Origin of the sequence: Arthrobacter sp. M2012083, assembly GCF_000281065.1 — a bacterium.
Lineage (GTDB): Bacteria > Actinomycetota > Actinomycetes > Actinomycetales > Micrococcaceae > Arthrobacter.
The window spans coordinates 152181-175298 of record NZ_AKKK01000006.1; the positions used below are offsets into that span (position 1 = coordinate 152181).

The 23118-nt window shown below is 61.5% G+C and carries 25 protein-coding genes and 1 pseudogene; 10 read left to right on the plus strand and 16 right to left on the minus strand.

Annotation, left to right across the window (positions count from 1 at the left end; all coding sequences use genetic code 11):
• Window positions 1–119: 119 nt before the first annotated feature.
• The 3 genes and pseudogenes from A477_RS0104050 to A477_RS0104055 all read right to left on the minus strand — a co-directional run bounded on the left by A477_RS0104050 (window position 120) and on the right by A477_RS0104055 (window position 2269).
• Window positions 120–1457 (minus strand): amidohydrolase family protein, encoded by a 1338-nt coding sequence (locus tag A477_RS0104050; protein ID WP_017197741.1) that lies wholly within the window; start codon window positions 1455–1457, stop codon window positions 120–122.
• Between the two features lie 152 nt (window positions 1458–1609).
• Window positions 1610–1780, minus strand: a pseudogene (locus tag A477_RS22885) (mycothiol transferase); the annotation flags it as partial.
• Window positions 1781–1783: 3 nt separating this feature from the next.
• Complete coding sequence (locus A477_RS0104055; protein WP_237715713.1) at window positions 1784–2269, minus strand: VOC family protein; 486 nt, start codon at window positions 2267–2269, stop codon at window positions 1784–1786.
• A 96-nt stretch (window positions 2270–2365) separates the two neighbouring features.
• Here A477_RS0104055 and A477_RS0104060 point away from each other — a divergent pair, with 96 nt between their 5' ends.
• Window positions 2366–3055, plus strand: a complete 690-nt coding sequence (locus tag A477_RS0104060) for a hypothetical protein (RefSeq protein ID WP_017197743.1) — start codon at window positions 2366–2368, stop codon at window positions 3053–3055.
• 168 nt (window positions 3056–3223) lie between these two features.
• Here the strand turns inward: A477_RS0104060 and A477_RS23640 are convergent, their stop codons facing one another.
• Entirely contained in the window at window positions 3224–3637 is a 414-nt protein-coding gene (locus A477_RS23640) for a hypothetical protein (protein WP_017197744.1), read from the minus strand.
• Window positions 3638–3904: 267 nt separating this feature from the next.
• Here A477_RS23640 and A477_RS0104070 point away from each other — a divergent pair, with 267 nt between their 5' ends.
• On the plus strand, window positions 3905–4642 hold the full coding sequence (locus A477_RS0104070; protein WP_017197745.1) for a GAF and ANTAR domain-containing protein: 738 nt from the start codon (window positions 3905–3907) through the stop codon (window positions 4640–4642).
• 4 nt (window positions 4643–4646) lie between these two features.
• On the opposite strand, the gene A477_RS21945 is transcribed toward A477_RS0104070, so the two are convergent.
• The 5 genes from A477_RS21945 to phnD are packed head-to-tail and all read right to left on the minus strand — an operon-like array spanning window position 4647 to window position 8603.
• The gene (locus tag A477_RS21945; protein WP_017197746.1) at window positions 4647–5288 is read right to left on the minus strand and encodes a TetR/AcrR family transcriptional regulator; all 642 of its coding nucleotides are present in this window, start codon (window positions 5286–5288) and stop codon (window positions 4647–4649) included.
• Window positions 5281–6048, minus strand: a complete 768-nt coding sequence (locus A477_RS0104080) for a tyrosine-protein phosphatase (RefSeq protein ID WP_017197747.1) — start codon at window positions 6046–6048, stop codon at window positions 5281–5283. Before A477_RS0104080 ends, A477_RS21945 begins: the two co-directional genes overlap by 8 nt.
• Window positions 6049–6056: 8 nt before the next feature.
• Complete coding sequence (gene phnE, locus A477_RS0104085) at window positions 6057–6926, minus strand: phosphonate ABC transporter, permease protein PhnE (RefSeq protein ID WP_017197748.1); 870 nt, start codon at window positions 6924–6926, stop codon at window positions 6057–6059.
• The gene (phnC, locus tag A477_RS0104090; protein ID WP_017197749.1) at window positions 6895–7704 is read right to left on the minus strand and encodes a phosphonate ABC transporter ATP-binding protein; all 810 of its coding nucleotides are present in this window, start codon (window positions 7702–7704) and stop codon (window positions 6895–6897) included. The genes phnE and phnC overlap by 32 nt, the downstream gene beginning before the upstream one ends.
• On the minus strand, window positions 7701–8603 hold the full coding sequence (gene phnD / locus A477_RS21950; protein WP_017197750.1) for a phosphate/phosphite/phosphonate ABC transporter substrate-binding protein: 903 nt from the start codon (window positions 8601–8603) through the stop codon (window positions 7701–7703). The genes phnC and phnD overlap by 4 nt, the downstream gene beginning before the upstream one ends.
• Window positions 8604–8793: 190 nt before the next feature.
• Here phnD and A477_RS0104100 point away from each other — a divergent pair, with 190 nt between their 5' ends.
• Window positions 8794–10158: an MFS transporter gene (locus A477_RS0104100; protein WP_017197751.1), complete on the plus strand. Its 1365-nt coding sequence runs from the start codon at window positions 8794–8796 to the stop codon at window positions 10156–10158.
• A 158-nt stretch (window positions 10159–10316) separates the two neighbouring features.
• On the opposite strand, the gene A477_RS0104105 is transcribed toward A477_RS0104100, so the two are convergent.
• Window positions 10317–10772: an anthrone oxygenase family protein gene (locus A477_RS0104105; protein ID WP_044568231.1), complete on the minus strand. Its 456-nt coding sequence runs from the start codon at window positions 10770–10772 to the stop codon at window positions 10317–10319.
• Window positions 10773–10852: 80 nt separating this feature from the next.
• Between A477_RS0104105 and A477_RS21955 the strand changes: the two genes are divergently transcribed.
• The 4 genes from A477_RS21955 (at window position 10853) to A477_RS0104125 (ending at window position 14439) form a co-directional block, all read left to right on the plus strand.
• Window positions 10853–11830: an AraC family transcriptional regulator gene (locus A477_RS21955; RefSeq protein WP_017197753.1), complete on the plus strand. Its 978-nt coding sequence runs from the start codon at window positions 10853–10855 to the stop codon at window positions 11828–11830.
• 95 nt (window positions 11831–11925) lie between these two features.
• Window positions 11926–12921 (plus strand): NADP-dependent oxidoreductase, encoded by a 996-nt coding sequence (locus A477_RS0104115; protein ID WP_017197754.1) that lies wholly within the window; start codon window positions 11926–11928, stop codon window positions 12919–12921.
• 32 nt (window positions 12922–12953) lie between these two features.
• Window positions 12954–13808, plus strand: a complete 855-nt coding sequence (locus A477_RS0104120; protein WP_017197755.1) for an alpha/beta fold hydrolase — start codon at window positions 12954–12956, stop codon at window positions 13806–13808.
• Window positions 13809–13836: 28 nt separating this feature from the next.
• Window positions 13837–14439 carry a TetR/AcrR family transcriptional regulator gene (locus A477_RS0104125; RefSeq protein ID WP_017197756.1) on the plus strand — a complete coding sequence of 201 codons (603 nt, stop codon included), beginning with the start codon at window positions 13837–13839 and terminating at the stop codon, window positions 14437–14439.
• A 13-nt stretch (window positions 14440–14452) separates the two neighbouring features.
• Here A477_RS0104125 and A477_RS0104130 read toward each other — a convergent pair whose 3' ends face one another.
• Complete coding sequence (locus A477_RS0104130) at window positions 14453–15640, minus strand: TerC/Alx family metal homeostasis membrane protein (RefSeq protein WP_017197757.1); 1188 nt, start codon at window positions 15638–15640, stop codon at window positions 14453–14455.
• A 361-nt stretch (window positions 15641–16001) separates the two neighbouring features.
• Between A477_RS0104130 and A477_RS21960 the strand changes: the two genes are divergently transcribed.
• Window positions 16002–16259 carry a transcriptional regulator gene (locus A477_RS21960; protein WP_017197759.1) on the plus strand — a complete coding sequence of 86 codons (258 nt, stop codon included), beginning with the start codon at window positions 16002–16004 and terminating at the stop codon, window positions 16257–16259.
• Here the strand turns inward: A477_RS21960 and A477_RS0104145 are convergent, their stop codons facing one another.
• The 3 genes from A477_RS0104145 to A477_RS21970 all read right to left on the minus strand — a co-directional run bounded on the left by A477_RS0104145 (window position 16260) and on the right by A477_RS21970 (window position 19067).
• A complete protein-coding gene (locus tag A477_RS0104145; RefSeq protein ID WP_017197760.1) occupies window positions 16260–17324 on the minus strand; it encodes a hypothetical protein in 1065 nt (354 codons plus the stop codon).
• 107 nt (window positions 17325–17431) lie between these two features.
• A complete protein-coding gene (locus tag A477_RS23945) occupies window positions 17432–17677 on the minus strand; it encodes a DUF6188 family protein (protein ID WP_017197761.1) in 246 nt (81 codons plus the stop codon).
• Window positions 17678–17684: 7 nt separating this feature from the next.
• Window positions 17685–19067 carry a YDG/SRA domain-containing protein gene (locus A477_RS21970; RefSeq protein ID WP_083848006.1) on the minus strand — a complete coding sequence of 461 codons (1383 nt, stop codon included), beginning with the start codon at window positions 19065–19067 and terminating at the stop codon, window positions 17685–17687.
• A 542-nt stretch (window positions 19068–19609) separates the two neighbouring features.
• On the opposite strand from A477_RS21970, the gene A477_RS0104160 reads away from it, so the two are divergent.
• A complete protein-coding gene (locus A477_RS0104160) occupies window positions 19610–21001 on the plus strand; it encodes an APC family permease (protein WP_017197763.1) in 1392 nt (463 codons plus the stop codon).
• A gap of 45 nt (window positions 21002–21046) precedes the next feature.
• On the opposite strand, the gene A477_RS0104165 is transcribed toward A477_RS0104160, so the two are convergent.
• The gene (locus tag A477_RS0104165) at window positions 21047–21919 is read right to left on the minus strand and encodes an SDR family NAD(P)-dependent oxidoreductase (RefSeq protein WP_157367029.1); all 873 of its coding nucleotides are present in this window, start codon (window positions 21917–21919) and stop codon (window positions 21047–21049) included.
• A gap of 56 nt (window positions 21920–21975) precedes the next feature.
• The gene (locus tag A477_RS0104170; protein WP_017197765.1) at window positions 21976–22350 is read right to left on the minus strand and encodes a TfoX/Sxy family protein; all 375 of its coding nucleotides are present in this window, start codon (window positions 22348–22350) and stop codon (window positions 21976–21978) included.
• Window positions 22351–22718: 368 nt separating this feature from the next.
• Between A477_RS0104170 and cspE the strand changes: the two genes are divergently transcribed.
• On the plus strand, window positions 22719–22922 hold the full coding sequence (gene cspE / locus A477_RS0104175; protein ID WP_011773907.1) for a transcription antiterminator/RNA stability regulator CspE: 204 nt from the start codon (window positions 22719–22721) through the stop codon (window positions 22920–22922).
• Window positions 22923–23118 lie beyond the last annotated feature (196 nt).

A 23118-nucleotide genomic window follows, 5' to 3' on the forward strand; every position in this document is an offset into this window, starting at 1 on the left:
AATTGGTCACATGTCAATGGATGTGACTGCGTGCCTCGAGGTCGCGGGAACGCTGCGGGATCGCCGCTCCTGTCCGGGTGATCAAGCAGTGTTCCCGCGATCTCGGCGGGGTGCCATGACTAGAGGTTCGTCCGGACTACAACACCTTGAGCGATCACCGTGCTGACCTTCTCCAGTGCGGAGCCATCCGTCAGCGGATCGGAGTCAACCACCACGACGTCGGCCATCGAGCCACGCACCAGGCGCCCCACGCTTTCGCCGCGTCCCAGCAAACGGGCAGCATTCGTGGTGGCGGCTTGGAGAGCTTCCACCGGTGTGAGGCCGGCTTCAGCCAGCAGCCGTGCTTCCGTTCCGATTGGAGTGACATCCGTTCCGAAGGAATCGGTTCCGGCCACAATCGTGACTCCGGCATCCTTGGCTGCCCGGACTGCGGCCTGCAGGATGGGCGTGTATTCCTTACCGCGGGCGGCCAGGATGGGGTTGGTGGAATTGGCCATGCTGGTGATCGCATCCATGGTGGGAGTGAAGAAAGTGCCGCGCCGGGCCATGTCCTGGATGGTCTTCTCCGTCATGAAGACGCCGTGTTCGATGCTGCGGACACCGGCCCGGACCGCGCCGTCAATTCCCTCGGCACTGTAGGCGTGGCAGAGGACGCCGGCACCCTTGGCCGCCTTGACGATCGCTCCGATCTGGTCCACGTTGTAGACCAGCTCGCGGGGGTCCTGCTCCGGAAGGCCTGCCCGTGGGTTGGCCCGGGTCTTGATGACTTCAGCACCGCGTTTGAGGTTGATACGGGTGAGGTATGCAAGATCCTGGGGCTCCTTGACTCCACCGCTCAGCGTCGCCAGTGGGGCCAGGTCCGGATCGGCCAGTAGGGAATCGCCCTGATCCGGCGAGATGAACAGGCCCGCCGGAGTCATCCTGGGTGAGAGGCCAGGTGCCCACGATGGCAGGGCGGCAAGGGCGACGTCCTGATAGAAAGTGCTGGAGCCGCTACGGACACTGGTGGCCCCACCTTGCAGCAGGGTGCGGGCGTCTGCCAGCGCGTTGGCGTGGACGTGGACGTCGACGAGTCCCGGGAGCACCCATTTGCCGGAGGCGTTCAGTACGCGGGCACGGTTCGCGACGGCGGCCACGGCCTTCCGCGTTTCGTCGCGGCTTCCGACGGCGGTGACCTTGCCGCCGTCGAGGACCACCACACCATCGGCCACAGCGTCACCTGTCTTGGGGTCAACGACCGTTCCACCCTCAATGATCACGGCCTGGGTTGGCAGCGGCTTGCCGGGATAGCTCGGTCCTGCCTGGTTGTTGTCTGCAAGGGCTGCCGGGGCCGAGGCCAGCTGCGCGGCAATGCCCGCTACGGAGATCCCGGCCAGGGCGGCGGCTCCGGCCAGGATGCCGCGGCGGGGAAGTTCACCCTTGGGGGTTGGGGCTGAGGTGTGGTCGTGAAGGCACATCGATTACTCCTGGGAAACTGGCTGCTGGAATCGCTTGGTGGCTTCGGGTGGTGCTGCGATTCCATTTGGTATTCCAGAATGCACCCCATGGCGTGGTGAGTGCAAGGATTTATTGACATTGCGGGAAGGTGGCGAAGTTTTGGTATGCCAAATTACTGGTCTGCGTTGACGATGTGTCCCCGCAGGATATCCGCATGCCCGCAGTGCTGAGCGAGCTCGTGGAGCATGTGGAGGTAGACCCAGCGGAGGGGGAGTGGCCGCCGTCTGGAGGCTTCGCACGTCTCTGGATGCGCTGCCTGACTACTGGCAATGGGGTCTTCGTCATCTCATCCGAAAACCACCGTGCCGTCGTCGTCGATCTTCCAGCCGGGGTTGTGCGCGATCTCCCAGATGATGCCGTTCGGGTCCTTGACGTGGCCGTGGAAGATGCCGCCGAAAGCGCCGGCTTGGGCGGGCTTGATGACAGTGGCCCCGGCCGCGGCCAGGGCGTCGATGGTGCTGGCGACTTCCGCCGGGCTGCCGACGTTGTGTGAGAGTGTCACGCCGCTGACGCCTGGCGTGGGGGCAACTTCGCCGAGGTCCTGGTCGAATTTTTCGGCGTCAAACAGGCCGAGCATCAGTCCCGGCGCAACTTGGAAGAAAAGGATCTCACCGGGAACATCCATGGCCGGATCCCAGCCGAGCCCGCCCTTATAGAAGGCGCGAGCGGCGTCGAGGTCCTTTGTGGCGAAGGTGAGGAAGTGCAGTCGCTGGTCCATACGGGAATCGTAGCGGGAAGGTACGACGGCGGTAGCCGGCACTCGAAAGGGCATCCTGCGTCCTCCCCACGAAGCCCCTCAACATCACCAAGTAGGCCGACTTGCCGGGTCCTGTTGAGGCCCGGTCAAAGCTGGTGGGAGGATGGAGCAGTGGACTCCCTCTTCGACTTCCTTGGCAGTTACTGGTGGCTCATTTTTCCTATCGGCGGGATGGCTGGTGGCTGGGCAAGGTCGTGGTCGAAGGCCAGCGAGGAGCGCCACCGGCGCAAGGTTGAGTTGCTGAAGCTACGGAACCAACTGGCGGTCCACGAGGAAGCCAATCAAGCCGAGGTTGTTTCGCTGATTGCCGCACATGATTCAGTGAACCACCGGTGGCTGGAGTACGAGCTCGACGTTGGGAACCTTATTGATTTCCCGCTCATGACCGACGTTCGCGAACCCCTTACGGTCGCGTTCCTACGAGCCAAAAAGGAAGCCGACGGCTTACGCCCCGCTGCACCCGAGGACATTTCGACGCCGGCCCGGTTGGCTGAGTACCGGACAGCTGTCCACAGCTTTGAACTCGCTTTCGACGTTGCCGAACGGGAAGCCAGGCGCATCAAGGACGGCAACTTCAGCGGCCCGGAACGGCAGCGATTGGCTACGGCAAGGAAGCTTCTCCGGATTGCTGAAGACACCGCAGCCACCCCAGCCGAACGCCAAACGGCGTACAAACGTGCCCGCAAAGAACTCGATGGCCTGATCGTCCTGCCTGAGGCAACGGTCGCCGCTCTTGAAAGCAAGATCATCAGCATGCTGGACACCCGCAAGGACCCCGACACGGACGTCCGGTTCGCTTGAAGGCCTGGTGGTGTGGCTTCTTCGAAGCCTAACTGCAGCAGGGCTGTACCTTCACCACCTTCTTTGAACTCGGCAGGGCCCTAAAACAACCGTCATCGGCTGAATTAGAGCCCCGAGGAATCCAAAGTGGGTGATGACCGCACGCCGTCTCCAAGCGCGAGCCTCCGCTTAGCCCCGGCCCATGCTCGTCGACGGATCGCCGCCACCTTCTGAGGGGTCGGCGCGTAGGTCGTCGGGGTCGTCAGTGGGCAGACCGGCCGGGCCTGACACGTCGCCTGAGCCGGCTGAAGCGTCGGCGCCTGTGAAGCTGTCCTGTTGTGTACCGGCGTCGGATGCCTGGTCATCAAAGTCGCGGCCGCCGTCGGGTAACCCCTCGGCGCGGTGGCGACCCTTCTGGGTGTCATTCGCAGAGAGGTCCTCATCCATGGCGTTGGAGCCCTCGCTGATGGAGGAGTGGACCTGAACGTCGTCGTCTTTGTCGCCCGGCTCGGGGACATGCCCGTCGTTGACGGGGTCGGAGGTTCCTGCCAGATCTTCCATCGCGTTTTCGGTGGCCTTGCGGATGCTGTCTTCTACGCCCATCAGAACGACTCCTTTGCACGAATGGTCCGTATCCGGATCTCGGATTGCATTAGTAAGCCTACTTACTTCTGTGAGCATACGAAACCCTTCCCGAGGTTGACAAACGCACCCTTGCTACTCATGTATCCGCAGGTCAAGACCACTCGTGCCGCACTTTGTACCGGTGATCGTTGGAGGATAAGGTATTGCCAGACCGTTTTGCAGAGGGCGGCAATATTCGCTCCTTTGCTGTCTGCTGGGGACGCATTTCAGTCAGTAGGAACGTGCATGGTCAACCCCCGCCCTGAGCAGGAAGCTCTCCAGAATGGATACTTTTTGGATCTAGTCCTGGGCAGCGAAGACGTCGAAGCTTTTCTCGGCGATCTCGCGGCTTTCTCCGCCGAAAGCCTCTCGCACCCGGAAGCACCCGTCTTCTGTGGCATCACCGTATTGCGTCGTAAGAAGTCGGCCACCGCAGCCAGCAGTGACGACCGCGCCAGAGCGATGGATGAGCTCCAAAACGACTTTGATGGCCCTTGCCTCACGGCCATGGACAAGCTCACCCCTGTGATGGTGCCCGATCTTCTCCAGGAGCACCGGTGGCCGGAGTATGTGCAGGCTGCCTCACATTCGGGCCTGCGATCCATCCTCAGCGTCCCCCTTTTGGTGGAAGGCGATACCCGTGCTGCGCTGAACCTCTACTCGGAGCAGCCGGATGCCTTCAGCGGTGACGACGTTGAGCGGGCTGAAGTTTTCGCGTCCCACGCCTCAAAGTCGTTGCGCCTCGCCCTGAAGATTGCACAGCTCAGCGATGCCCGTAACGATCTCGCAGCGGCCATGCAGTCCCGCACGGTGATCGATCTTGCGGTGGGCGCCATCATGGCGCAGAACCACTGCAGCCAGGACGAGGCCTTCACCATCCTCCGCACCGCGTCCAGCAACCGCAACATTAAGCTGCGGCACCTGGCGAAGTCGATCATCTCGGCGGTTTCCTCGGGGAAGATCACGACGCACTTCGAGGAGTAGGGAGCTACCGCCGCAATGCGCCTTCCCACACCAGGGTAACGGCGTTGCGAACTCGGTTCCGGGTCGCTTCGACGGAAGCGGCGTCTGAACCCGGTGCCCGGACCACGAACTGGTAGTAATACAATCCGTTGATGAGGTCGATCATGGCCTCGACGTCCAAGTCCGGCGATAGCTCACCGGAGCTGATGCCCCGCCTGATTTCCTCAGCAATGGGCTCACGGCGTCGGGACACGTGACGATCCCAAGACAGCGCCCGGAGTTCGTCATTTTCCAGCCCCATGGCAATGCGCTTCTTCACCAAGGCACCTACGCGACCATCAACGTCGATCGCCGCTTCCTCGTAGGAGGCGAGGATCGTGTCCAGGGTGGTGTCCCGGCGCTTGAAGCCAATGCTGGATCGAACACTGTCCAAGGCGGCGGCCAGCAGTTCCTCACGGCTGCTCCATCGTCGATACAGGGCAGCACGGCTTACGCCTGAACGTTCCGTAATCGCGGAGACTGTCACGTCCCGGGTGTCCCGTTCCAGCAACAGTTCCACCGTGGCGGATAGGACCGTGGACTCCAGGGCGGTGTCGCGAGGCCGGCCGGGCCGCCGCTCAGTAGCAACGGCGGCCCCTGCGGCAACAGCCGCTGCCGCATCAGGCATCCTCAGCCACCAGGCGCTCGCGGAGCTTGGCAATGGTCGCATCCGAAAGCCCCGCACGCCGGACAGGTTCCAGGACACTCCCGTGACGTTCCACGAGAATCCGTTGCATGCTTTCCATCGATTCCGCATGCGCCCCCATCATGGCACCCATTCCCTTGATCGCTTCCTCGTCGAGCACCCGTTCCGGCATGAGCCCGCCCATGATCGCCCGGAGCCGCGGGAACAACTGCGGCAGGCGGGTGGCCGTCACTGCATAGTCGGCGGAGATGGTTGCCGCAGTGGCGCCCAGGGCAGAAAGCACGACGGCGGCGAAGACTCCCGTACGGTCCTTGCCGGCCGCGCAATGGAAGACGGTTGCGCCCTCGCTCATGGCCACGAGCGTCGCGCCCAAGGCAAGCTGCCGGGCCTGGGTTTCGAGCAGGTTCGCGTACCAAGCACCGACGTGTGCAGGAGTAGAGGCGGAGGACATCATTTCGTGGCTGATGTCTTCCGGCAATGAGACAGAAGCCGTCAAAGCCAGATGGTGATAGTTCACGCCGGGCACGGTCAGTGGGCCGCGGCCGGTCATGAGTGCCTCTTCCGGTGAGCGGAGATCGATGACGGATGTGACGCCGTCGTCGATCATCTGTTGGGCAAAAGCGGCGGGCATCACGGAGACGTCATCGCTGCGGAGCAGCACGCCGGGGCGGGTAGTCCCACCTGTGACAGGCAGGCCGCCGAGGTCCCGCAGGTTGACTGGAGCGAGGTCAAGAGTTTCCAAGAGGCTTCCTAGCTGAGCTTCGCGCGGACAAAGGCGCTGACCCGGTCGATGATGGTGACCAGCACGACGATGCTGATGATGATGGCGCAAAGGTGTCCGTAATCGTACATGCGCATTGCGGTAGTAAGTTCCAAGCCGATGCCGCCGGCGCCCACCAACCCCAGGATGGTTGCGCCGCGGACGTTGCCTTCGAACAGGAGCAGGGTGTAGCTGACCAGCAACGGAGCGGCCTGGGTGAGTACCGCGTAGCTGATGATCTGCCGCTTGTTGGCGCCCACTGCGGTGAGCGCTTCCACCGGTCCGGGCTGCACGGATTCCATGGCCTCTGCGTAAACCTTGCCAATGGAGCCAATCGAGCCCAGCACGATCGCGAGGATGCCCGCGAAGGGACCCAAGCCAACAGCGGAAACGAACATGAGCGCGAAGATGAGCTCGGGGATGGAACGCAGCACGTTCAGCACGGCCCGGCAGGTCGTGTAGACCCAGCGTGGCGCGATGTTGCTGGCAGCGCCGAAGCTCAGCAGCAGCGACGCCAAGGCGCCAAGTACTGTACCCACCAGAGCCATCTGCAACGTCTCGACGAGTAGCTTGACGATGATGCCGAATTTGTCGAACGTCGGTGGGAACAAACGGCCCAGGAAGTTGCCCATGTTCGGGATGCCGCTGAGGAGCTTTTCGGGGTTGAACCCGGCGCCCATGCCGGCCCAGATGAGCACCACCGCAATGATTGCCCAGAGGGCAGCACCACGTGGTGTAGGAAGGCCGAAGGGGCGGGAGAGCCGGAGGCGGTCTGCTTCCGGGAGGCTCGAGTTGATGGTTTTGCCGGACGGTGCTTCCGGGGCAATCTCAGTTTTCGAGGAGCTCAGTGTCTGTTCCATAAATCTGGTGCACCTCCTTTTCGGTGATGGTGGTGGCGGCTCCAGCGAACACGAGCTCGCCGGAGTGAAGTCCGAGGACACGGTCGGCGTAGCGGCGTGCGAGGCCCACCACGTGCAGGCTGACGATCACCGGGATCTGTTCCTCGCGGGCTATGTCGCGGAGCAGCCCAAGAATGTTTCCGGCGAGGCGCGGGTCCAGGGAGGCGACGGGTTCGTCGGCAAGAATCAGGCGGGGTTGCTGCATCAATGCGCGGGCAATGGCAACGCGCTGCTGCTCACCACCACTCAAGCTCCGGCATGGCTGTTTGGCTTTGTGCGCCAGGCCCACTCTGTCCAGCAGTTCAAGCGCCATGGTCCGTTGGGCCCTGCTGAACGTACCCAAGACGTTGAGCGCTCCGGCTGAGTGCAGGCCACCCGTGAGGACGTTCGTCAGGGCGGTTAGCCGCGGCACCAAATTGAAGTGCTGAAAGACATACCCGACGTCGGATCGCAGCTCGCGCAGGCCGGTCGCGTTCTGCTGGGCGACCGGGCGCCCGGCTACTTCCAGTGTGTCAGCGGTAAAGGGAGCAATGCCGGTGAGTGTCTTCATGAGGGTCGACTTGCCCGAGCCGGAGTGGCCCAACAGGGCGACGACTTCGCCGGGGTACACGTCCAAGGTGATGCCCGCCAGTGCCACCTGTTCGCCGTACTGGACCCTCAACCGACGCGCGCGGACGGTGGGCGTCGCCGACCCGGCGAGTGCCGGCGTCGTGAGTTCTTCAGGTGACAGCACGCTCATCGGATGTCCTGGAGGTCCACGCCGATGGACTCGGCCACGTCCACCAGGGGAGCGTAGGTGCTGAACTCCGGGTCCTTGGCGGGTTCGCCTGTGATTCCGAACGTCTTGGACACCTTCTCGTTACTGGTCATAAGCTCGGGGAGCTTGGCCTTGAGGGCTTCGCGTGCTTCGTCGTCCAGGCCCTTGCGCACCACGATGGAGATGCCGACGGGGATGGGGGCGGACTTTGCGATGATGCTTATTTCGTCTTCCTTGATGACGCCCTTTTGGACGAAGGTGGGGTAAAGCTGGCGGGCCGTGCACGCGACGTCCACGTTGCCGTTCGCCAGCGCCAGGACGGCAGAGTCATGGGAGCCGGCGAAGGTGCTCTTGTAATCGGTGCCGTCGATGAGGCCGGCCTTGGCAAGCAATGACTTGGGCATGAAGTATCCCGTAGTGGAGCCAGGATCGATGAACGCCACCTGCTTGCCCCTTACATCGGCCGCTGATTGAATGCCACTGTCCTTCTTGGCCAGGCAGAAGCTGGCGGGCTCGGTGCTGGCCGGCCAGACGAGGAGGGGATCCACGCTCTCCGTCTTGTACGCGAGGGCCGCGGAGAACTGGCTAAGGATGGCGACATCCACGGATCCGTTCCGGACGGCTTCGACGACGCCCAGGTAATCGGCCGGCTGCAGATTGGACACGGTACGGCCGGAGGCCTCGCCCACCATGGTGGCGAGTTCGCCCATAATGGCCTGCTCGTCGGGGTCGTCGGTGCCCGGCGGGGTGGCGAAAACGAGTTCGGTGCTGCTTTTGCTTTCGGAGCCAGCCGCGTTGGCGTCGCCGGAGCAGCCGGCGAGGGCGCCGATGGCCAGGAGTCCGAGAATCGAAGTTGCGATGATGCCTGCACGAGCGTGCATGGTGGTGCCTTCCGTCATGTGTTGGGGTGACGGGAATTACGAAACCAGTGGTATCTGAATCAAAATTACGAGACTGCCGTACTTCAAATGGCGGGGAGGTTAACTGTTCGCTTCGCCTCTGTCCGGCCTCGCAGTCCGTCCTGTGGCCCTGTTTCGTGACCCGAGGCAACCATGGAGCAGACTTAGACGGGTGACCGCCAATAAACCCCGCCCCGGCCTTGCGATCGCCGCGCTGAGCCTCGGGACTGCGCTAAACCCGTTGAACTCGTCCATGATTGCTGTGGCGCTGGTGGTCCTGCGGGAGCATTTCGAGCTCGACGTCGCCACCGTCACTTGGGTGATCACGTCTTTCTATCTCGCGTCCGCGGCAGGCCAGCCCCTCATGGGCCGGCTCGCCGACCGCTTCGGTCCGCGCCGCCTGTTCATGTTCGGCATGGCATTGGTGGCGGTCACGTGCGCAATCGCGCCGTTCCTCCCCAACTTCGCGTTGGTCTGCGTGGCACGCGCGCTGATGGCTGTAGGGACCGCGACGGCGTACCCGTCCGCCGTCGTGATGGTCACCGAGTTGAGCCGACTGGCTAGCCTGCCATCCACGCGGCCGTTGGGCCGGATCCAGATGGCGAACACGTCGGCTGCGGCTGTGGGCCCTGTGGTGGGCGGGCTCTTGGTGAGTCTAGTGGGGTGGCAGGCGCTGTTCGCGGTCAATGTGCCCATCGCTTTGCTGGCAATGATCGTGGTGTACAAGGCGGCACCGGTGGATTCCGGGCGGGAGACCGGCAAGCTTGGGCAACTGATCCGGGATTCCGACATCCCCGGCATCCTCGCGTTCGTCACTTCGCTGATGCTGGCCATGATGGCACTGCTCAATGTGATGCCCGGCTACCGCTGGTACCTGCTGGGCGCCGCCACGGTAATCGGCGCGCTGTTCGCCTGGCGCGAGCTGCGCTTCCAACCGCCGTTCCTGGACCTCCGCTTGCTCGGCCGGAACCGTCCGTTGCTGCTGGTCTACCTGCTGTTCGTCGTCTTCAGCGGCGTCTACTACTTTGCCTTCTTCGGGCTTCCGCAGTTGCTGCAGGAGGCGGGGAAGTACGACGCCGGTGTGGTGGGCCTGCTCATGCTGCCCCTTGCGGCGTTGTCGGTTGTGGTGACGCCACTGACCGTGCGGTTTATTGAGCGGTTCGGCGTGCGACCCGTACTGATTACCGGGGTGTTGATCCTGACCATTTCGGCCGGCACGCTCGGGTTCCTGACCATGACCCTGTGGGCGCCGCTGGTGTTCGTCCTGACCGCATTAATGGGCGTGCCGTATGGCGTGGTGAGTACCGCCTCCAACCAAGGCCTTTACGTTTCTGCCCGCCCCGAAGAGAGGGGAGTAGCCACCGGGATCTTCCAAACGTGCCGCTACTTGGGGGCCATCACCGCCACCGTGCTGATTGGCGTGCTCTACGGCCCCGGCGTGAACCAGGCCAACTGGGGAATCATGGTGCTGGTGATGCTTGGCCTCAGTGCTGTGGTGCTGGTGCTGGCCGTGATGTGGCGGAAGCCCGCGGTCTAGGCCCCACAATTCCTGGGTGGGGCGATGTGAGGCCCGATGTGCAGGGTATTTCGGTGTTGAAAGGCGCAGAGTAGGCCCCACAACTCCTGGGTGGGGCGTTGCGAGGCCCGATGTGCAGGGTATTTCGGTGTTGAAAGGCGCAGAGTAGGCCCCGCAACTCAGGGGTTCAGCGGGACCAGGAGTGCCGCCGCCCCGGCAATGGAGAGTGCTGCGCGTGCGTGATTGGCCGGCACCCAGCCTCTCAGGAACCGGCTCCAATCCTGGCTGCCAGCCTGCGCCAGCCGGTTGTTGAGCGGTACATTGACTGCCATGGTTGAGACGAATCCAGCCAGGCAAGCGGCGGCTCCTGCCACCCGCAGCGGGGGGTGGCTCCCCGGATCCACGACGGCAGTAATCACCACAGCAGCTGAGGCGGCAGCCGAGCCGAAGAACAGGATCATGAACGGCGGGGTCACCGCCTTCCGGTTGATGGAGTTCATGGCGGTGACGGCTTCGCTTGCGGGCCGGACCCTAAGGGCGGGCATCACGAGTGCGGAGAAGGCGAAGTAGAAGCCGCCAACCAGTGCCGAACCAGTTCCTGCCGCCACGGGTAGCCATGTGCTGAGAGTTGTCATGAGTCCAGTCTGCGCATTCGGTTCTGGACTCTGAATAGGTAGGGCTCTCTTTTTCATACGTGAGGGTCTATGCTGACCGCATGGACCCGTTATCGCAGTTCCTCACAGGACCTCGCGCACAGGCTGCGTTCGCCTTGCGCGTGGTCATGGACCCTCCGTTCGCCATCGACGTTCAGGACCAGGCCGCCCTCACCGTCATTGTGGTCGTTCGTGGGCAAGCTTGGATCGCCGCGGAAGGCGCTGTCCCGGAACTCATGATTCAAGGCCAGGCGGCCACTGTCCGCGGGCCGGGTCCTTATGTTGTGAGCGATGCACCCGGCAGGCGAGCCACCGTTGTGATCGGGGAAGATCAGTCCTGCCGCACTCTCGAAGGCGAGCATCTGGAGCTCACGTTCTCTCAAGGCGTGCGGACCTGGGGGAACAGCCCCGACGGGGAGACGGTGCTGCTGATCGGCACGTATCAATCGAAGGCTGCAGCCGGCCAACTGGCCATGGCGGCGCTGCCCGCTGTGGCTGTCTTCTCGGAAGAAGACCTCGACGCCGGCCTGCTGGCCATGCTGGAACGCGAACTCACACACCAAGGCTTGGGGCAGGAAGGTGCGCTGGACAGGCTCTTGGATCTTCTCCTGCTGCAGCTCGTTCGCGCCAGCGTCCACCGTGCGGGGCCGGACAATCCAAGCTGGGCAACCGGAACCCGCGATCCGATGGTTGCCCGGGCGCTCGCGCTCTTGCATCAGGAGCCGGCGGCGCCATGGACCGTCGCCGCATTGGCGCACAGCTGCCACGTCTCAAGGGCGACCATGGCCGCCCGCTTCCGTACCGCCGTCGGGCAGTCACCCATGGCGTACCTCAGCACGTGGCGACTGACGCTGGCTGCCGACAGATTGGTTTCGAGCGATGTGACGACGGCGGTGATCGCCGAAGAGCTTGGCTACAGCAACGCCTTCACGTTCAGCGCTGCGTTCTCTCGCGAGTATGGCGTCAGCCCGAGTGGCTACCGACGATCTGCATCCATCTCAACGGGCGCGGGTGCGGGCCTGAGGACCGCCAAGGAGTAGGTGGTCGAAAGCAACGAGCGGAGCTATCCCTTGACTAAATAATTGAGTGTACTCATAATTGAGTCAAGTCAGTAATAAGCCAAGGGAGAGTTTCAGTGAAAGCCTTCGTCCTCACGCAGTACAAAGAACCGTTGCAGCAGATCGACGTACCTGAGCCCGTGCTCGGTGACCGTGACGTGTTGGTCGAAGTGAAAGCTGCCGGCCTGAACCAGCTCGACGAGAAGATCCGGCTAGGGGAGTTCAAGCAGATCCTCCCGTACAAGCTGCCGCAAGTTCTTGGTCACGATGTCGCTGGGGTGGTTCTGCAGGTCGGGGCGAAGGTTCGATCCTTCCAGCACGGCGACGAGGTATTCGCCCGCCCCGGAAATGACAGCATTGGGACGTTCGCGGAGCGCATCGCCGTAGCCGAGGAAGACCTGGCTATCAAACCGGCAAACATCAGCATGGAAGAGGCCGGGTCGCTTCCGCTGGTGGCCTTGACCGCCTGGCAGGCGCTGGTAGAGCGGGGCTCGGTGCGCCCCGGCCAGAAGGTGCTCATCCATGCGGGTGCCGGGGGAGTGGGCTCCATCGCTATTCAGCTCGCCAAATACCTCGGGGCCGCGGTAGCTACTACGGTCAGTGCCGGGAACAAGGACTTTGTTCGGGAACTCGGCGCGGATGTGGTGATCGACTACCGGACCGAGGACTTCGCGGAGATCCTTCACGACTACGACCTTGTCCTGGACAGCCTCGGTGGTGAGAACCAGGAGCGCTCGCTGACAGTCCTGAAGCCTGGAGGGAAAGTTGTCGGCATCGCTGGGCCTCCAGACGCTGGCTTCGCCCGCCAGTTGGGTGCGAACGCACTATTGCGTGGTGTCATGACCCTGCTCAGTTCGGGTCTGCGACGCAAAGCCAAGCGCCTCGGCGTCACCTACGAGTTCCTCTTCATGCAGGCCAACGGCCAGCAGCTGCGGGAGATTGCGGCACTCATCGACGCCGGAGACATCAAGCCAGTAGTGGGACGGGTTACTCCGTTCGATCAAACCTCCGATGCCCTAGCGGCCCTTGATCAGGGCGGGATCCGCGGCAAGACCGTGGTCAGCCGTCTCTAAACACAAACCAACAAAACGACAGGACCAAAACCATGAGCAGTGAACAGCAAAACCAGAGCAGTTACTTCCAGGTGCCCGCGAAAACAGTGACAGCTGACGGCTTCAGCTACGCGTACCGCGAATTGGGGCCCAAGGGCGGTGTCCCAGTGGTTTTCCTCATTCACCTTGCCGGGAACATGGACAATTGGGACCCGCGCATCATCGATCCCATCGCCGAAAAACATCACGTGATCACCTTCAGTAACCGCGGTGTGGGGGCGTCCACGGGCACTGTCCCGGACAGCATCCAAGGCATGGCGGACGACGCTGCCACCTTTATCAAAGCTCTTGGTTATCCGAAAGTGGATCTTTTTGGATTTTCACTTGGTGGCATGATCGCCCAGTCGCTGGTGGTCAAGCATCCCGGACTCGTCCGCAAACTTGTGCTCGCCGGCACGGGTCCTGCTGGTGGAGAAGGAACCCAGAAGATCATCGGAACCACGTATTACGACATACTCCGGGGTACTTTGACCCGGCAAGATCCTAAGGAGTTCCTGTTCTTCAACCGCAACTCTGCAGGCAAACTCGCTGCGCGGGCTTTCATCGAGCGACTGAAAGAGCGCACCACCAACCGCGAGGCACCCGTCAAGCTCCAGGCGTTCCAGACGCAACTGAAGGCCATCCGCAAGTGGGGACTGTCGCCGTCGGCCGATCTGGGCGTCATCACCCAACCGACGCTGATCGCCAACGGTGACAACGACCGCATGGTGCCCTCGGTTCTTTCGAGCGACATGCACCGGAGGATTCCCGGCAGCGAGCTGGTCATCTACCCCGACTCCGGGCACGGTGGCATCTTCCAGTTCCATGACAGGTTTGTCCCTGTAGCCCTCAAGTTCCTGGGCCGCTGATCTGTCGGGCCGCTGATACGGTAGCTGAATGCAGCCTGCGCCCCAGACACTTGGCCGACGTGAGCGGAATAAGCAGGAAAAGCTTGACCGCATCACCGCGGCCGCACGAGAACTTTTCACCCAATTCGGAGTAGACGAGGTCACCACCCAGCAGGTGGCTGAGAAGGCCGACGTCGGATCGGGAACCTTGTTCTTGTATGCCAAGACCAAGGCGGAGCTACTTCTCTTGGTGCACAACGTGAAATACGCCCAAGCCCTCGACGCGGGAATCGAAGCCGCCTCCACGGAAAAATCGGTGCTCGACGCCGTGATGGCCATCATTCGCCCGATCATTGAGTGCAACCGCGTTCAAATCGAAAACGGCCGCACTTACCTGAGGGAAATCGTCTTTGGCGATCCTTCCGAACCGCACCATGCAGAGGCGTTGTCTCTCACCATCCGTACTGAAGCTGCCATTGCCGGGATTTTTTCCCGGGATGAGCGGCTGCTTGCCCGTGATGCGGAGAAGCTGGCAAGGATCGTCACGTCGATCATGTTTATCAGCATGACGTCATCAGCCAACATCGGACACACGGACGCCCAGGTTGGCGACGAGATCCGGGATCAGATCAGCGTGCTCCTGGGCGCCTGACTTTGAGTGGGCTTTAGCGGTTGAGGAACGCCTCGTGCTGGCGGTGCGCTTCGGCCACCTGCTCGCGGATCGTCTCCACGTCCTTGGCCTTGTTCCTGTACTTCAGCGGCATCTGAACGATCTGGGCTTCCTCCGCCGTCAACGCACGGTAGATGCGCTCGCGCTCGTTGGCGTCGGCGGTGTAGTCGAGGTCCAGATAATCGACGGCGTGGCGCCGGGCGTTGTTGATGGCAGTCTGGGCCTTGCCGGCCGGGCTGAGGAGTGAGAGCACCACGGTGACGACCAGGACGCCGATGATGACACTGAGCGAGAGGCCGGTAGTGATCTCGATGACGTTGACGTGCTCGCCGTCGTTAATGAACGGCAGGTTGTTTTCGTGCAGGGCGTGCAGGATCAGCTTGATGCCGATGAAGGCGAGGATCGCCGCCAAGCCGTAGGACAGGTAGATGAGGCGATCCAGCAGGCCGTCGATGAGGAAGTAGAGCTGGCGCAGGCCCATCAGCGAGAACGCGGTAGCCGTGAAGACGATGAAGACGTTCTGCGTGAGGCCGAAGATCGCCGGGATGGAGTCGAGGGCGAAGAGGATGTCCGTGCCACCGATGGCCACCATCACCAGGAGCATAGGAGTGAGGGCTCGTTTGCCGTTGACCACGGTGAAGAGCTTGTCGCCGTCGTACTTATCCGTGGTGTGGAAGAGCTTCTTGGCGAGACGGATCATGAAGTTGTTTGCCTGCTTGTCGCCATGGCCGTCGGGCTTGAGCAGATTTCCTGCCGTCAGCAGCAGGATCAGGCCGAAGATGTAGAACACCCAGGCGAACGAGTTGATCAGCGCGGCGCCCAGGAAGATGAAGCCGGTCCGGGCGATCAGGGAGAAAACGATGCCGAAAAGCAGGACCTTCTGCTGATCCTCACGCGGGACCCTGAAGCTCGCCATGATGATCAGGAAAACGAAGAGGTTGTCTACTGAGAGGGCCTTCTCCGTGATGTAGCCGGCGAAGTACTCGGACCCCATTTGGCCGCCGCCGAAGATCAGCACCAGGATGCCGAAGACCACAGCCAGTCCCACGTAGATGGAGGACCAGATGGCCGCTTCCTTCAAGGTGGGGACGTGCGCTTTCCGGATGTGGAAGAAGTAGTCGAAGGCGAGCAGCGCCAGAATAACGACGATGGTGATGCCCCAAATAAGGGGGGAGACGGTCATATGATCCTGCTTTCGTGAGGTGGGGCGTGGTACTCACCGAGGGTCAGAACTTCTTTGCTCAAATTTACCGGCTTCGCTGCGGCGGGTGATAACTGAACGACACACGAGCCTCGCGATCATGGGTTCTCTACTGATGATCGGTATGCACGTCGTTCTGCATACCGGATACGGCGCGGCGCTCAACAAAGGCCGGTTACACCAAACGGTTCCTCACGTCCCTCATCGCCTACTTCGCCCTGTACGTTGTGGCGTTGGTTGGCGGAACCTACTTCTTCCCGGACGGCAACCTCTGGTTCTTCATTCCGGCGGCCGTCGCTTTGTCCGCCATCGGCCTTGCCGCGGCCTTCCGTGAGCTGCGCGCATGAGCCTGCGTGACGCCATCCAGGTGAGCGACTCCGTGCTGAGCAAGCAGCTCTCAATCCTGGAGAAGGCCGGGTTCGTGAAGATCAAAAAGAGCTTCGCCGGCAAGATGCCTCGGACGTCAGCAAGCGTGACAGGTGCCGGGCGGGACGTGTGGGCAGCGCACTTGCAGACGCTGCGGGAGATTGCGGGCGGTTGGCGCACCGCGTCGATGTCACCGTACAGAAGATACGACGGCGGATCGCACGTGGGTGCGTAGCTAGCCCATCGAGACCAACGTCCACTGGTCCTCGTTGGGCGGCCGATGCCAGAACTGACGCGGTTCCCCGGATTCCCGGGCCACGTCAGTGAGCCAGATGGTGCTGTCAGGGTCCCAGCCGGCGATGACGGTTGCAGTGTCTTCCACTGGGAGAGCGCGGCAAGCTAAACGGAGGTAGCTATCCACCGGGAGATGAATGGCGTCCCAGCGTGTGGCAACTCGCTCCCAATCCGGGATCACCCAGCGGCCATGGCGCCCCGTAGTCCGGAACCAGTCGTGCCTGCGGGACGCGCTGACTTCCAGCGGAAACTCCCGGCATAGTTCAACCCAGTCGTCAGTCGACTGGATTTCCAAGATCCGCCCGGTTCCTCCGACGGGGATGACAGTGGCGTATTCCCAACCGAGGGAGTCCTCCACCAGGTTCAACCCATCAGGGACCCCACCCGTTGTTTGCACCAAGCCGTGGGGGATTGACCACCATTCTCCGCCGAAGTTGGCTCGTGGGTCCTTGGGGCGTTCCCGCGCTGAAAGGATCTCAGTGGCCCGTTCTCTGCGCGCCCATTCGGCCAACGTGTGATGGGGACTCTTAGGGAGCGGCGCTGGGTCTTCCGCGGTCCTCCAGTCGATGGCCCACTGACTGGGCTGGGCAGCCCGTCGCCACCACTGTGTGGCAGGTGATGCTGACAGCAAATGAGCGATGTGTGAGAGCGAATCTGTGACGGCTTGGGTTGCTGCGAGGACGTCTTCGCCGTCGGGTTCCTGCCAATATCTTGCGGTGTCCACGGCGCGCTGCAGTGCGTGACCTGCCTGGGCAGCATCAACGACGCCCAGCTCCAACGCCGCAATGCGGTCGGCCAGTTCTGCGATGGACGAAGCAGCCGGAACAGGTTCGGGCTCCCCGGAACCGAGTGTGAGCATAACCCTGGACCTCCCGGCTCCAGGATCGAGGTTGAATCCGAGGTCGAAGACAGCCCTCCGGATATGCTGGTCGGCTTCCATCGCCAATTCGAGGCAGAGGCGGCGCCCTCTGGGGCCTTGCAGCAGGATCTCGGTCTCAGGCAACATCCGCCCATCCTTGCATGTCCGGATGGCGCTCACGCCGGGTGGCGGTTGATGGTTGCGGCCTTGCTAAGGTCACGACGGCGGAGCGCACCGTGGTGGCAACGGCTCAGCTAACGCTGACTCGACCTTGTGACACCTAGTGTGTCTGTAAACCCCAGGTCGTGAGACCGCCCCCGGGGGGTGGAAACCAACAACAAACCGTCGGGTCCGTTCAGCGTCCACGCCTCGTAGTGTTCGTCTGCCGAGATGTCGAGGACGCTTCCATCGGCGAAATCCAAGTGAAGGGCACCAAGGTTGTTGGCGAACCCAGCTGTGACTGAGGAACTTTCAAGCCGGGGAAGGCCAGGATCGTTCATTCCTGGCTTAGGGCAGACGAGTACGTTCCGAGGAAGCAGCGGATATTTGCTCCTGATAAGCAAGGTGTTCGAAGTTTAATCCGTGGGCCCGTGCAACGTTGAGCTTTCCTACTGGTTTCCCTAGATTCAAGACCGTGCCGTCGGGGCTAATGGTCAGAGCGTGTCCATCAAAGAGGGCGTGACAGTTTGGGCATAGGCATAGGATGTTCTCCAAAGTATCCGGACCGTTGTGGGGGATCCCTAACGGGCGGATATGAGCACCTTCCGAGTATGGCCCTGCAGCGGTGACAAGTCTTGTTCTGCAAATCTGGCAAGTGTTGTCGTACAGCCGCTTCGCGGAAGCTGCGACACCGTAGTTACGCACGACCCGATTGACATTGGTGTTGCGCCGGGGTGGTGTCACGTCCTCCCCCCGAGTCAGGGCCATGGCAATGTCACCAGGTATGAGACTGTCGCCAGCAACTGCTCGCAGCTGGTAGATCAGGACTTTCCAGCCGTCTCGCGTACCCCAGCCCCAACTCGTGACGGTAAATAGCCCCAGGTAGATGTACTCATTGTCAGCCTTCTTATCGGTGAGCACGGACTCCTTGACCAATACGCGTACAGGCCGGCCAAGCTTGAAGTTCTCGACCAGACCTAGGTTGCCCTTTTCCAGCTTTTGATCGGCAACGTGCCGGCCTGTGTTGGCGTCGCGGCCGCCAAAGCCCGTGTAGGTGATTAGGTCACCTTGAATTTCATCGTCGGAGTATCCATCGGAGAGGCAAATGGATTGGGTGCCGTCCGCCTGACCAGCTATCCCTGCCTGTGTGGTCCGGTGAACACCGGCGTCGTAGGCCTCGCGTCGATCCTTGAAAACTGTCCCTGGCGGACATTCCGTGATTTCTCCGTATAGCACTCCAAGCCTGCCGCCGCCGCGTGTGACCAGCTCTATACCAAAGCGCTTCAGCGCCCTTCGAGTTTCTTCTCCGCCTGCGAAAAGCCGGATGGACAACGGGCCCCTGGAAGGATGCTGTTTTCCGTAAGCAACTGCCAAAAGCGGCTTGGAGTCGATCAGCATGCCGTCGACTTCAGCGAAGTATCGGACCGACGGTTGCTGTCCATACTTGCTAAGGAAAATATCCCGACCCAGAAGCCTGAACTCGTCAATAGTCCGCGAAATTGCTGATGAATCCGTCAGTTCCGACAGTGCCCGCACAGAATTACCCCAGTCCCTATCCCTTTTCCTGCCACCGCGGTCTGAGACCTCGGTGGAGCAGATCGTTTGAGTCTTGGCAAGGATGCCAACGATCTGCAGTCCAAAATATCCGAATATTCGCGTCACGTTTACTGAGTGACTGACACATATTGTGGGGATCTTTTTTCTGCGTGCAAATTTACCTGCGGTCAGCATTCGGAATCTTGGGCGCTGGGGTGACCTCCCGCCTTTGTAAGCCGCTCGGTGACGATGTCGGAGAAGGCGGCGTCGCCATCGTCGATGGTTTTCCTGGTGCCGGTGGATAGCATGCCGCGGCGAGCGAGTTCGCTGCCGTGTATGTGATGGCTGCCGTCGTTATGCCCGAGACCACGGGATTGCGTTGGGGCCAGTGTTTGAGGGTAGGGGACCTTGCCGGTAAGGGTCTTTGGTGCTGCAGTCCGGCCCGCCCTTGCCCATTCCAATAGATAGATGGTCGCGGCAGAGTGTAGGCGATGGTTGCTTTAGTCGAGGCCGCTCGTCCCGGTCGTTCGGTGGTCTGGTGCGCGAGATGCGTCGGGGTCGTTGGCCAAAACGCGGCGCGCACCGTCACATATTGACTGTGATCCGGCTCACCGCTTTAATAAACGAACGGCATTCATTTATGACTTCTACCGGCTTCTCCTCGCCGGTTCGCGAAGGGCTGGCCATCCCAGCTCTGGCGGAGTTCCCAGCACCCCGCATTAGATTTAGGATCCCCAATGACCCCCACATTTGATACTGATACACCGGCAGGCGAGAAGCCTGTGGGGCCAGCTTCCACACAGACTCCAACCCAGGGTTGGCGCCGAGTCCTTGGCGTTCCCTCGCTGGTGTTGCTGGGCTTGGTCTACATGGTGCCGCTGACGATTTTCAGCACCTACGGCATTGTGGTGGAGTTGACGGGCGGGCGCCTTTCGGCCGCCTACGCAGTGACGCTGGTGGTCATGCTATTTACCGCGCGCTCGTACGGCCGGATGGCGCAAGCATTCCCGTTCGGCGGATCGGCATACACCTACGCGACGCGGTCGTTTGGTGCCGGGCTTGGCTTCATGGCGGGGTGGTCCCTGCTTCTGGACTATCTGCTGCTGCCGATGATCAACTACCTGCTCATCGGCATCTACATGAACGCTGCCTTCCCAGCCATACCGGCGTGGGTGTTCATGATCGTCTCAATCCTGGCCGTGACCGTTCTGAACATCTTGGGCATCACCGCGATTGCCAAGGCCAACTTCGTTGTGGTGGGACTTCAGGCCCTCTTCATTGTGCTGTTCGTTGCGCTGGGACTGTCATCAATTACCGGTACCGGCAATCTTGACTTGATGGCTCCGTTCACCGGCGTCGATGGGGCAGAGGGCGTCTCCCCGATACTGGCTGGCTCGGCGATTCTCTGCCTGTCTTACCTGGGGTTCGATGCCGTTTCAACCTTTGCTGAGGAGACGAAGGACCCGAAGCGCAATCTGCCCAAGGCCATCATGCTCACCACCGTGCTGGCAGGCGTGATCTTCCTCGGGCTCGCGTACATCAGCCACCTTCTACTGCCCGTCAGCACATTCAATGATGTGGACGCGGCGGCCATCGAAGTCATTGGCGCGGCGGGCGGAAACCTGCTCGTCGCCTTCTTCACCGCCGCATACATTGCAGGAAGTCTTGGATCGGCGCTCACGTCTCAGGCGTCCGTTTCGAGAATCATTCACTCGATGGGTCGTAGTGGTGTGTTCCCTGCTGCATTGGGTCGGCTCCATCCTCGATTCCGCACGCCCGTGCTTCCTATTCTTCTGACATCCGCCGTTTCGCTTCTGGCCTTTGTCTTGGATCTCCTGACAATTTCGTCGCTGATCAGCTTCGGTGCGCTGGTTGCTTTCTCCGTGGTCAACCTGGCCGTGATCAAGCATTACTTCGTTGACGAGAAGGCGCGCGGAGCGCGGGGCACGGTTCACAACCTTGTCCTGCCGGGTATTGGTTTCGCCCTGACGGCCTGGCTATGGACGAGCCTCAGTGGGTTGTCGTTCACGTTTGGGCTTATCTGGGCAGGCGTGGGCGTGGTCTACCTAGCCTTCCTGACTCGCGGATTCCGCAAGCCTGCGCCGCAGTTGAAGCTTGAGGAAGTTTAGAGGCCGATATTTCGGAACACATCCTCTACGAGGACGCTGCCCAGATCACAGGATGCTCGCCAAGCGCGTGCACTCTTCCCAGAGGCGCTTCCGCGCGGCAGGATCAGAGCCCATGCCCGGCGTCGGCAGTTCCTTGCGTTTGCCCCAGAGCTTTCCGGACACCGCGGCAGTCTCCGGCGCGGTGGCCAGCCAGACGGGCGTATCGGCAGCCTTCTCAGCAGTCGCGCCGAAGGTGTTCGTCATCCAGCGGAAAGGTCCGCCAACGTCCTGTAGCAGCGCAGTGTGCTTTATGAGGCCCGGGTGCACGGCGTTCACCACAACGTTGGATCCGCGAAGGCGCTCCGCGAGTTCCTGCGTCAACAGGACCCGGCCGAGCATTGTTGGGGGAGTGGCGCGCAGGTAACTGTAACTGCCCTTGGCGGTTTGTAGATCGTCGAAGTCGATCTTGGTGGTGGATGGGCCTCCCGAATACTTGGAAGCGATATTAACGATCCGCGAAGTCCGGCCCCCGTCCGCGCCAGCGCCGCGTTTAAGCGCGTCCAAGAGCAGATTCGTCAGTAGGAAGTAGCTCATCACATTGGTGGCGAACGTGAGTTCAAGCCCATCCGGAGTCACGTGACGCTCCTTGCGGAAGACTCCAGCCGCGTTGACCAGGACGTCCAGCTCGTCCTGGCGCGAAAGCATCTCGTCCACTGCCCAACGGATTGAGCCCTGGCTTGAGAGGTCGCAAGCGAGCGGTTCGAGAACCGCGTTCGGTTCTTTGGTGCGGATATCGCGGATGGCATCTTCTGCCCGGGCTGTGGAACGTCCAACCACGACGACGGACGCTCCCTCGCGTGCAAGTGCAGTGGCAATGGCCTTACCAAGGCCGCCTGTCGCGCCGGTCACGAGCGCTGTTCGTCCATGCATCGAAGGCATAGCTTGATCACAGCACTTCCTGGCACATTTGGCGAGGCATTTGGGCCCAGGATTTCCTAGTTCTTGGGTGCCTTTGCCTTGGGCGTCTTAGGTGCTTTGGGCGGCAGCTCCGCCACATGGGCGAATGCCCGGGCCACCCAAGGCTCTGCCTGTGCGGGATCATCGTTCCACGCTTCGGGCAAGCCGATATACCCGCCCATCGGGCGTTCCGCGGGGCCGAAGGGTTGAGTTACTTCTTCCGCCTCCAGCGCGGCCTTGTCAGTCTCGGACAGGCGGATGCCGATGGTGGGGCCGAACAAGCCGGCGAACATGTTGCCGTTCACGAAGGCGCCCAAGTTGCCGAACATCGGTTTGACGACGACATCCGGATGATCAGGGAGCACAGAGCGGAAGCGTTCCTTGTCGGCCTCTGAGGGTTTGGGCATCTGCATGGGAGTTCCTCCCGGATAAGTGGCGGCGTGACTTGCCTGAAGCATACGACGCCGATGAGTCGCCATCCAGAGGGTTAGGAGCAGCCAATACGGTCCCTCGGGGCACTCTCAAGACCTTCAATGCGAACGTCCTCTGGCAGGGGCGGGGTCTATCTCAAATGGATAAATTTCAGAAGAAGTTTGTCCAGCGCTTCCCATCTCCCCAAATCTCTGTAGACTAGACGGTGTTGTTGTGTTTGGCATTTGGTAGTTCAGGCAGTCCCCACGATCCTTCCGGATCGTGACCTTCTGAAGTAACGGTGGAGAACACCCCACACCCGGAGACCCGAAAGTCGGGACAATCTCCACCTTCAGTAAGGACTGAAAAAATGGCTACAGGTACCGTGAAATGGTTCAACTCCGAAAAGGGCTTCGGCTTCATCTCTCCTGAAGATGGCAGCCAGGACGTTTTCGCTCACTACTCTGCGATCAACTCCTCGGGCTACCGCTCCCTCGAAGAGAACCAGAAGGTTTCCTTCGACGTCGAGCAGGGCCCCAAGGGTCCCCAGGCAGTAAACATCCAGGCTATCTAGTCTTCGGATAACTCAAGAGCGGGGCCGGTCATTGACCGGCCCCGTTTTTTGTCTGCCCTCATGTAGAAGATATCTTCTAGTACCTCTTGTGCCGATAGAACATATATCCACATAGCGAATTACACCCGTGTAATTCCCTTCCAGCTCTCCGTAACGTGGGAAGCAGTCCACCCGCAGAGCTGAAGGAGCATCCTCA

What these genes read in the sequence shown, in the direction of transcription:
- A477_RS0104050 (WP_017197741.1), bottom strand. Translation starts at nt 1,457, where the DNA reads ATGTGCCTTCACGACCACACCTCAGCCCCAACCCCCAAGGGTGAACTT.
- A477_RS0104055 (WP_237715713.1), bottom strand. Translation starts at nt 2,269, where the DNA reads ATGCCCTTTCGAGTGCCGGCTACCGCCGTCGTACCTTCCCGCTACGAT.
- A477_RS23640 (WP_017197744.1), bottom strand. Translation starts at nt 3,637, where the DNA reads ATGGGCGTAGAAGACAGCATCCGCAAGGCCACCGAAAACGCGATGGAA.
- A477_RS0104070 (WP_017197745.1), top strand. Translation starts at nt 3,905, where the DNA reads ATGGTCAACCCCCGCCCTGAGCAGGAAGCTCTCCAGAATGGATACTTT.
- A477_RS21945 (WP_017197746.1), bottom strand. Translation starts at nt 5,288, where the DNA reads ATGCCTGATGCGGCAGCGGCTGTTGCCGCAGGGGCCGCCGTTGCTACT.
- phnE (WP_017197748.1), bottom strand. Translation starts at nt 6,926, where the DNA reads ATGGAACAGACACTGAGCTCCTCGAAAACTGAGATTGCCCCGGAAGCA.
- phnC (WP_017197749.1), bottom strand. Translation starts at nt 7,704, where the DNA reads ATGAGCGTGCTGTCACCTGAAGAACTCACGACGCCGGCACTCGCCGGG.
- phnD (WP_017197750.1), bottom strand. Translation starts at nt 8,603, where the DNA reads ATGCACGCTCGTGCAGGCATCATCGCAACTTCGATTCTCGGACTCCTG.
- A477_RS0104105 (WP_044568231.1), bottom strand. Translation starts at nt 10,772, where the DNA reads ATGACAACTCTCAGCACATGGCTACCCGTGGCGGCAGGAACTGGTTCG.
- A477_RS21955 (WP_017197753.1), top strand. Translation starts at nt 10,853, where the DNA reads ATGGACCCGTTATCGCAGTTCCTCACAGGACCTCGCGCACAGGCTGCG.
- A477_RS0104120 (WP_017197755.1), top strand. Translation starts at nt 12,954, where the DNA reads ATGAGCAGTGAACAGCAAAACCAGAGCAGTTACTTCCAGGTGCCCGCG.
- A477_RS0104125 (WP_017197756.1), top strand. Translation starts at nt 13,837, where the DNA reads ATGCAGCCTGCGCCCCAGACACTTGGCCGACGTGAGCGGAATAAGCAG.
- A477_RS0104130 (WP_017197757.1), bottom strand. Translation starts at nt 15,640, where the DNA reads ATGACCGTCTCCCCCCTTATTTGGGGCATCACCATCGTCGTTATTCTG.
- A477_RS21960 (WP_017197759.1), top strand. Translation starts at nt 16,002, where the DNA reads ATGAGCCTGCGTGACGCCATCCAGGTGAGCGACTCCGTGCTGAGCAAG.
- A477_RS0104145 (WP_017197760.1), bottom strand. Translation starts at nt 17,324, where the DNA reads ATGTTGCCTGAGACCGAGATCCTGCTGCAAGGCCCCAGAGGGCGCCGC.
- A477_RS23945 (WP_017197761.1), bottom strand. Translation starts at nt 17,677, where the DNA reads ATGAACGATCCTGGCCTTCCCCGGCTTGAAAGTTCCTCAGTCACAGCT.
- A477_RS21970 (WP_083848006.1), bottom strand. Translation starts at nt 19,067, where the DNA reads ATGCTGACCGCAGGTAAATTTGCACGCAGAAAAAAGATCCCCACAATA.
- A477_RS0104160 (WP_017197763.1), top strand. Translation starts at nt 19,610, where the DNA reads ATGACCCCCACATTTGATACTGATACACCGGCAGGCGAGAAGCCTGTG.
- A477_RS0104165 (WP_157367029.1), bottom strand. Translation starts at nt 21,919, where the DNA reads ATGCCTTCGATGCATGGACGAACAGCGCTCGTGACCGGCGCGACAGGC.
- A477_RS0104170 (WP_017197765.1), bottom strand. Translation starts at nt 22,350, where the DNA reads ATGCAGATGCCCAAACCCTCAGAGGCCGACAAGGAACGCTTCCGCTCT.
- cspE (WP_011773907.1), top strand. Translation starts at nt 22,719, where the DNA reads ATGGCTACAGGTACCGTGAAATGGTTCAACTCCGAAAAGGGCTTCGGC.